The organism is Paenochrobactrum sp. BZR 201-1 (genome assembly GCF_044987585.2).
Lineage (GTDB): Bacteria > Pseudomonadota > Alphaproteobacteria > Rhizobiales > Rhizobiaceae > Paenochrobactrum > Paenochrobactrum pullorum.
Window position 1 is genome coordinate 19921 of sequence record NZ_JBJDRZ020000042.1, and the last position, 8800, is coordinate 28720.

Sequence of the window (8800 nt, forward strand, 5' to 3'; positions counted from 1 at the left end):
TTTATGTCCGGCCCTTTATACCATTATTGGCTTTATTATTTCGTGCAAGCTGCAAATAATTATTCACTTTGTCTGTCGCGAGCGTAATGTCTCCAAGCTTGTCACCATTCAGCAACCGCTCCATGGTTTTGGCCACGCGCGCCTCACGGGCAATGCAAATATCCGCGATTTCTGCTGCTTCATCTGCGGGCAGCACCACAACACCGGAAGCATCCGCCAGCACAATATCGCCCGCCAATACCGGTACATTGCCGCAGGAAACCGGACGATTGAATGTACCGCCAAGATCAAGCTGGCGCGTTGTGATTGAGGATATGCCCCGACACCAGACCGGCAAACCTTCTGCAAGAATTTCCGCGGCATCCGTGCATGGTCCGTCAATGATCACACCGGCAATACCGGCTTGTTTTGCAGCACGTGCCACAACGCCGCCAAGGCAGGCGTGACGGTCATCCCCCAGACGGTCAATCACCAGCATATCGCCTGCCCGCAAGTGGCTCAGTGCGTAATGCAGTAATGTTGAACACATTGCCGGCAAAGCAAGTGTTACCGCAACTCCCGCGCAAGCATACTGCTGCCGGTCGAGCGCTTGAATATTGCCATGCATAAAACCTGTATGACGCAAATGCCCGACACTGGCAGTCTCAATTTTTTCCAGATGTCGCAACAATGCCGGATCCACGACCTGCGGCATCGGTTCAATACGATATTCACGCATAATTCTGTTCTCTTTGTTCTGGAGTTTGTGTGGTTTGCAGAGGATTGCGCGGATCATAATGCAATAACTGCTGCATTAACCGTGATGTGTAACCGACGATGTGATCGCAGATGATTTTACCCTTCGCGGCACTTGCCTGTGATGCGGAGCCACCTAGCATACCATTTGCATCCACCTCGTCACAATTGAGCGGAAACTGTACCGGCAATCCTTCAAAATCCGCGCCCGACACCCCTTTTACAGGAAGCCCGAAAACACTGCCGCGAGGCTGGCATTCAGAAAGCCAGTCCGGCCGCACGAGATGCGGGAAGAGATGCATATAAACCGACGTTAGCGGCTCGCCACCATGACCGCGAAATTGTGCGGAATGCTCACCATAAAGATTACGCCATAAACGATCCGGAATAAGTTTCCAGATATTGACACAAGGAATAATCACATCCCGCTCCCGCCTGATCTTGCGGCAGACCTGATCAATCAAAAAAGCATTGGTGCTGTGACCGTTAAAAATCAGCAGATGTTCATGGCCATGCTCCAGATAGGAAACCAGCATATCTTCAAGCACTGCGCAGAAAGTCTCTGCACGTAATTGCACACCGCCGCTCATTGCGCGGAAAAAATCTGCGTAGCCGAAAGGCAATGTCGGCGCAGTTAAACCTCCTCCTACTTCCGCACACATCTGTGCCAGCCTGTCGGTGAGCATAAAATCCCCCATAGGCGCATGTGGTCCCTGCTCTTCCTGTGAGCCAAGCGGAATTAACACGACAGACGGCTTTTTCATTCGCTGCGCAAAGGCCCGATGCGTCATGTCGCTGATCCGTGTCTGATCTTCAATGCGGATTCCATGAAGTGCGGGAAGGCTCAACTCGGATGAGTTAACATTCACCTGTCGATCAAGCTGTAATTGACCTTGCCTGAAAGTCAGGCGCACCGTATCGCGGAATGCTGTTTCAATGAAAACCCATTCCATTTCCAGCACACGGTTCTCACCACTTTGCGGCAACCAGCGGGCACAGGCTGCGACACGCAAGCCTTTTTCCGGCTGATAAGAATGATGCAGCCGAGCACCACTCATTGACGTAACAGTTTCGATAAAATGTCCGAAACCCGCACGAATATGATGGATTCCAGCCTGATCCTGCATGGTAAATTGTACAGCGTCTGCATCCTGCATAAAGCAAACAATTGCCACGCCCTGATCATTTCCACTGATGCGATATGCACCACAACACGCATCTGCTGCAAGATCGGCCTTGCCGCCATCAGGCTTTGTTGCGATATGCAAATTGACTAGCCGCGCTTGCAAGGCACTAGCAGTCTCAATCGCATTTTCACCGGCACCGGATCCAAGTGCCGGCAACAACCGCTCATAAATCAATTGATGCACACGACGATCGCTGTCCGCCAGCCCGCCGGTAAAAGCCACCACAGTTTTTTGATCCGGCAAGATAATGCAATATTGACCAAACAAGCCATTGGCCGAAAAACTATTATGCGGCCCGCGCCACCATTGATAGCCATAACCCTCGCGTTTGCTGATTGCTTCTCCATCAGCCAATTCATCCGGCCCCAGATAATGATCACCGGTGAATACACCAAGCACGACATCGCGGATTTGTATGGCAGTTGCCGCCTCCACCCAATCACGCGGCAATAATTGTTTGCCCTGCCACTCGCCTCCCTGCAGATGCAAGATGCCAAGTTTCAGCATATCTTCGCTTGTGCAGCTCAGGCCGTTGCCGCCGGTATTGACACCATCTGTGCCTTTATCCCAGTCCATGGTAGCGGACATAGCCATTGGCTTGAAAATCCGTTCTTTCAGATAATCATGGATCGGCCGCCCCGAAACCTTCTGCACGATGGCAGAAAGCATATAGCTGGCAGCGCTGTCATAAACGAAAGTTTCACCCGGAATAAAAGGTGTCGGCTGTTTGAGAAAATCCTCAATCCAGCTGGTTTTGATCCGCCGCCATGAACCGCCGGAAATGCCGCGTCCATGCCCGCTTGTCATCGTCAGAAGATGACGCACACGCATAGCTTGCAAATTGGCATCCGGCATTTCATGTAAATGCTCAGGAAAGAAATTGATGACCTGATCATCAATCGATAATAAACCGTCAGCAACCGCCAGTCCGACAGCCATTGAGGTAAAACTCTTGGTTACGGAATGCATCATATGCGGACGCTCTGCCGAGAACGGTGCCCAATAAGCATCGGTAATAAGCGCACCATCCTGCCAGATCAGCAGGCTGTGCAATTCAATATTTTCCCGCTCAATTTCGTCCAGAACAGACAGAATAACAGCAGGATTTGTCCCACGCATATGCGGCATTGCCCGCGGCAAAGTTTGAGAAATCATGTTCATGCTTTTTGTCCCGCCTCGTGCTGCGAGTGGTTATCAAAGCGCCAGTTAAGCGAAACGCCGGTTTCGGTGCGTGTAAGTGCCGGAATGGCGGACAGAAGCTCGCGGGTATAATCAGATTGCGGATAATCAAAAACCTGATCGCGTGTTCCTTCTTCAACAATAGCCCCATCACGCATCACCACAACACGATCTGCGAGTTGCTCCACCACGCCAAGATCATGGCTGATAAACAGACAGGAAAAACCGTAACGGTGTTGTAAATCCGCCAGCAATTCCAAAACTTTGGAGCGTACGGTTACATCCAGCGCCGAAACCGCCTCATCAGCCACCACAAATTGCGGTCGTCCGATCACTGCGCGTGCGATAGCTACACGCTGGCGTTGCCCGCCGGAAAGTTCGTGCGGATAACGGTCGAGATATTGGTTGCCAAGCCCGACCTCTTCCAAAATTGTTTTAACCCGTTCCTGCTTTTCTTGAGCATTAATTGTTTTATCAAGACGTAAAGCCTCGCCGACCAGATCTTTGATTTTCATACGCGGATCAAGTGAGCCAAAGGGATCTTGAAAGATCATTTGGCAATTCAAACGATAATCTTGATAACACTTAGAACCGGTTTGAACCGCCTCTCCGCGAAACAATATTTCACCCGCCGATGCCGGAACCAAACCAGCAATACAGCGCCCCAACGTCGTTTTGCCTGAACCGGATGCGCCGACAAGTGCCACTACTTCACCGGAATGAACCGCCAGATCAATACCATGAAGTGCCCGTTTCATTTTGCGGCTGGCTAATAGACCGGAGGAGACACGATATTCCACCTCAAGCGCACGCACCTCAATGACCGGCTTGCCCTTATTTTCAAGATGTCTTGCAGGCCCGCGTACCGGCATTGCCTGCAACAGAGATCGCGTGTACTCGTGCTGCGGATTTGCAATCAGCTCAGCACAGGCACCTTCTTCAACGATCTCGCCTTTACGCATAACAATGATACGGTCGCAATAACGTGCCACCATCGGCAAATCATGGCTGATCATCAATAATGCGGTTTTATCTTCACGCACCATTTCCAACATCAATTCCAGCACTTCGCGTTGCACCAACGCATCCAATGCAGTGGTTGGTTCATCGGCAATCAGCAATGCCGGTTTGAGCAACATGGCAGAAGCCAGCATAATGCGCTGGCGCATACCACCGGAAAACTGATGCGGAAAGGCATTGAGTGCCGCTTCTGTATCCTTAATACCGACACGGCGCAGCATTTCGGTCATTTGGGTATGGCGCACTGCTGCATCCAGCTTGGTGTGCTGGCGCAAAGGCTCCGACAATTGCCGTCCGATCGTCATTGACGGATTGAGCGAGGTCATCGGTTCCTGAAACACCATACCAATTTGAGCCCCACGCATGGCACGCAGCTCTTTATCCGCCATATGCGGCACCGATCGCCCCTGAAACCGGATGTCTCCACCGTCGATCTCAATCACCGGCGGCTGTAATTTCATCAAGCTGCGGGCGACCATGGTTTTACCCGAACCGGATTCACCAACAATACCGACAATCTCGCCAGCTTGAACGGTAAAGGATACATCATGCACAATCGGCTGACCGCTGACGCCGCTGACTTTGAGATTGAGGTTTTGCACCTCAACCACAGGGATATCCGATGATAAAGACTTATCAACTGAGGACTTTGTCATATCACAAACCTCTCATGCGGGGGTCAAAACGGTCTCGGACAGCATCACCGAAGAGATTAATGCCAAGCAAAGTCAGAGAGATACAAAGACCGGGGAAAATACCAAGCCACATTGCTTCTGCTATATGCGGACGTGCACTGGCCAGCATATTGCCCCATGTCGGCGCAGGTGGCGGCACACCGAGGCCGAGAAAACTCAGCGCGCTCTCCGTCAGGATCACCGAGCCAAACATTGAGGTCGCCAGTACAATCACCGGTGCCAGACAATTCGGCAGAATGTGACGGATCATCGTATAGAGTGCGGAATTGCCCATAACGCGTGAGGCTTCAATAAATTCCCGCTCCCGCAGAGATAAAACCGAACCGCGCACAATCCGCACCATGGATGGTGTATAGGCCATACCAAGGGCAAGAATAATGCCATACATATTGGCACCGGTAATCGACAGCAGCGCCAGCGCCAGCAGCATACTCGGAAAAGCGAGCAGTGCATTATTGCATGCCATGATAATACGGTCTGCCCAGCCGCGGGCATATCCGGCAATCACACCGAATGTCACACCGGCGAGAACCGCGCAAAATACAGTTGTCAGGCTGATGGAAACGCTTGTACCGGCAGCAGCCATCAAACGGGATAAAACATCGCGTCCAAATTCGTCGGTACCCAGCCAGTGCGCCGCATCAGGCGCCTGTAATTTGGCACGTAGATTAATACGTAGCGGATCATAAGGGGTCCAGAAGCGGCCGATAAATGCAGCACCCATAAAGCACACAAGCAATGCACCACCAAGGATATGGTTTCTTTGATAGTGTTTCATTCTGCAGTCACCCGCGGATCAAAGAGAGGATAAAACAGATCAATCACGAGATTGACCAGCAAATAGGTCACGGCCACAAACAGCAGACAGCCTTGCACCACGGCATAGTCGCGGGCATAAATTGAATCGATGATCAGCCGCCCAAGTCCGGGAATGGTAAAAACCGTCTCCACCACGGCCACGCCGCCGAGCAGGTTGCCAAGGATCAGACCGATCAAAGTCCATGTCGGGCCGAAAGCATTGCGGGCTGTATGGCGAAACAGAACTGCCGTTTCACTCAGGCCTTTGGCACGGGCATGGGTGATATAGTCGAGACGCAGCACATCCAATGTCGAGGCGCGTGCCATGCGCACAATGATGCCCGTTTCGTGCAGCACCAGTGTCATCACCGGCATGATCAGATAAATCAGACCTGCTACAGGATTATCAGTTATGGAGACATAGCCAAGCACCGGCAACCAACCGAGCTTCAAGCCAAACCCCAACAAAATCATCAAGCCGAGCCAGAATGTGGGAACAGACAGCAGCAAAGTCGACATGGCAACAATACCAAGATCGAGCGTACTGTTCTGCCGCCATGCCGCTATCATTCCCAGCGGCACAGCGATCAGCACCGATAATGCAACGGCAATCAATACCATTTGTGCACTGGTGGCAAAGCGTTGCAACACCAGATCAAGTACCGGTTCGCCATTAAGAACGGATGTGCCGAGATTGCCCTGCAACACATTACCCAGCCAGATTACATACTGCACCGGCACTGGTTTATTCAGACCCATTCGCTCGCGCGCAGCAGCCAATGTATCTGCATCAGCAAGGTCTCCCAACATCAGACTGGCAGGATCCCCCGGTATCAACCGGATCAGACCAAACACGGCCACAGAGACAAGAAAAAGGGTCGGGATTGCCGAAAGCAATCGTGAGAAAGCAAATCTCAGCATTAAATTATCCAGTTAAAATCAGAGCAATTATTCGGAGCGATCAACACCCCAAAAGCGTGCAAATCCCTGCCAGGTGCGATAGCCCTTCACCTTCGGACCGGAAACGCCGACATCAAGACCATTGGCAAGCATCACAAGGGGCATTTGTTCCATAAAACGGCTATGTAACTCATCAAATATGATCTGCCGTTTTTGAGGATCAGCAACATTTAATGATTGCTCGACCAATTCTTCGACCTGCGGATCATCCCATATATAATTGGCTTGTTTTTCTTTAGAACCAACAATCGTCCTATAGGCAATGGCCGGATCAGAACGGTTGGAATAATTGAAAGCCATGATCTGATAATTGCCGCTATTATAGCGGTCGAGCTGGCTTGCCCATTCAAGCACTTCGATATCGGCATTAATACCGGCCGACTGCAGCATGGCCTGCGCAATCACTGCCGTATCATAATTAATTGCCGAGCGGCGATTGGTGATAATCTTGATTTTCTCACCATTATAACCGGCTTCTTTTAACAGAGCGGGAACAGCTGACGGATCATAAGTATAAGCTTTATCCTGCGCTTTGGTGTGATACATCGAACCGCTTGCCACCAGAGAATTATTGGGTACGCCAAGACCATAGGTCACAGAATCCACAATCTGCGGCGTGTCCAGCGCAGCAATGACCGCCTTGCGCATAGCTGGTTTGGACATCAACGGATCCTTGGTTTGGAACAGCATGGTGATCAGCCCGCCATGGGGTGCAGCAACCAAGGTCATGCTCTTGTCATCCATCAGCTTCACGGCTTCACTCGGCGGCAGATATGGCAACACATCCAGCACGCCGCTGCGTAATCCTGCCACTGCTGTCGCGGTATCGGGCACAACAACCAATTTAACTTCATCAACCAGCACATCTTTGCGCCCGCCATAGCCATCAGGTTTATCGCCATAAGTCGCATAATCGGCAAATTTCTTTAGTGTCAGACCCTGACCACGTTTCCAATCACCAAAGGTGAACGGGCCCGTCGCTATCGGCGCTTTCCATGAGCCATCTTCATTAAAGGAAGAAGGATGAACAATACCTGTAACCCCGCATTGCGACTGCGCCATATAGTTTAAAAATAACGCATAAGGACGATCAAGCTTGATGCTGACTTTTTGCGGCTCTGTCACGTCAACCGAAACGACTTTTGCACCGCGGCTGCCATCAAAAAATGGTTTGCAGTCGAAATCAGGATTACTGAATAGTTTATCAAGACTGAACTTGACATCATCTGCCGTCAAGATTGCGCCATTATGAAACTTAACCCCGTCACGCAACTCAAAAGTATAAGTTGTTTCGTCATCCGAGACTGTCCAGCCTTTGGCCAGCATCGGTATTATCTCCCCTTTTTCACCGGCCGCAACAAGCCCCTCGACAACATTCAACATTACAGAATCCGTGCCCGCATCACGATTTATGCCGGGCTGGGAACTACGGATATCAGCAGTAATCTGCACTGTCAGTGTTTTGGCTATCGCGGCACCTGAAACAACGATAAAAGCTGAAGAAAGCAGAATGCGACTAAACGATCGCGATAATGACATGTTGTTCACCCTATTGTTTTTTGAGTTAACAAAAAACATTTCATATGTTGTATTTATAGTCAATAGTGATTTTCTTCATTTTGTAAGACATACGTAATTTTATGTCTGCCCCTTAAAAATAGTTTGATTTGGTGGCAATTCAAAACTCTCTAACAATTGGCTTCGATCAACGAGAGCGTGATAAAATATCGACTGCTTGCAGCAGTATAAAACTGTTAACAAGTCATGTGGCTATAATAATAACAGGAATTTTAGGCGAACTAATAAATAACGGAGACGAACAACTGCTCTGTCATATGTATAAGAACTCTTAGAAAATTAATATTGGAAATTTATTAAGTTAATAACTTAGGGAAAAAACAGGATAAAATTATTCAGCACCAGCATTGGTTCCGATGGCAAGACATAGTTGAAAATGGCTCTGTTACCTTAATTTCGGCGTAAACATCTACAGCGATAATAGGAAATGATCGACAGCCGCCCATCTCTTTATCACCGCCATCGTTTTCCTGCCGAGATTATCGCGGAAGCGGTGTGGCTATATTTCCGCTTTCCGCTAAGTTTCCGCATGGTTGAAGACATGCTCGCCTATCGTGGCATTCTTGTTATTCATAAAACGGTACGTGAATGGGCGGAGAAATTCGGTTGAGATTTATGCCAATACAATCTGGCGTCTCACCCCACGTC

At 50.0% G+C, this 8800-nt stretch carries 6 protein-coding genes and 1 pseudogene; 1 reads left to right on the forward strand and 6 read right to left on the reverse strand.

Features of this window, described 5'->3' with window-relative positions; translation table 11 throughout:
• Position 1 precedes the first annotated feature (1 nt).
• Genes ACI0FR_RS15895 through ACI0FR_RS15920 form a run of 6 tightly spaced genes read right to left on the reverse strand, consistent with a single transcriptional unit; the run spans position 2 to position 8113 of the window.
• Positions 2–718 (reverse strand): RraA family protein, encoded by a 717-nt coding sequence (locus ACI0FR_RS15895; protein ID WP_461667996.1) that lies wholly within the window; start codon positions 716–718, stop codon positions 2–4.
• Entirely contained in the window at positions 711–3083 is a 2373-nt protein-coding gene (locus tag ACI0FR_RS15900) for a creatininase family protein (protein WP_461667997.1), read from the reverse strand. The genes ACI0FR_RS15895 and ACI0FR_RS15900 overlap by 8 nt, the downstream gene beginning before the upstream one ends.
• Positions 3080–4777, reverse strand: a complete 1698-nt coding sequence (locus ACI0FR_RS15905) for a dipeptide ABC transporter ATP-binding protein (protein WP_461667998.1) — start codon at positions 4775–4777, stop codon at positions 3080–3082. The genes ACI0FR_RS15900 and ACI0FR_RS15905 overlap by 4 nt, the downstream gene beginning before the upstream one ends.
• Before the next feature lies 1 nt (position 4778).
• Positions 4779–5594, reverse strand: coding sequence for an ABC transporter permease (locus ACI0FR_RS15910; protein WP_374834353.1), 816 nt, complete (start codon positions 5592–5594; stop codon positions 4779–4781).
• Complete coding sequence (locus ACI0FR_RS15915; protein WP_374834356.1) at positions 5591–6535, reverse strand: ABC transporter permease; 945 nt, start codon at positions 6533–6535, stop codon at positions 5591–5593. The genes ACI0FR_RS15910 and ACI0FR_RS15915 overlap by 4 nt, the downstream gene beginning before the upstream one ends.
• Before the next feature lie 27 nt (positions 6536–6562).
• Positions 6563–8113 carry an ABC transporter substrate-binding protein gene (locus tag ACI0FR_RS15920; protein WP_374834358.1) on the reverse strand — a complete coding sequence of 517 codons (1551 nt, stop codon included), beginning with the start codon at positions 8111–8113 and terminating at the stop codon, positions 6563–6565.
• A gap of 466 nt (positions 8114–8579) precedes the next feature.
• On the opposite strand from ACI0FR_RS15920, the pseudogene ACI0FR_RS15925 reads away from it, so the two are divergent.
• Positions 8580–8759 (forward strand): annotated as a pseudogene (locus ACI0FR_RS15925) (IS6 family transposase); the annotation flags it as partial.
• Positions 8760–8800 lie beyond the last annotated feature (41 nt).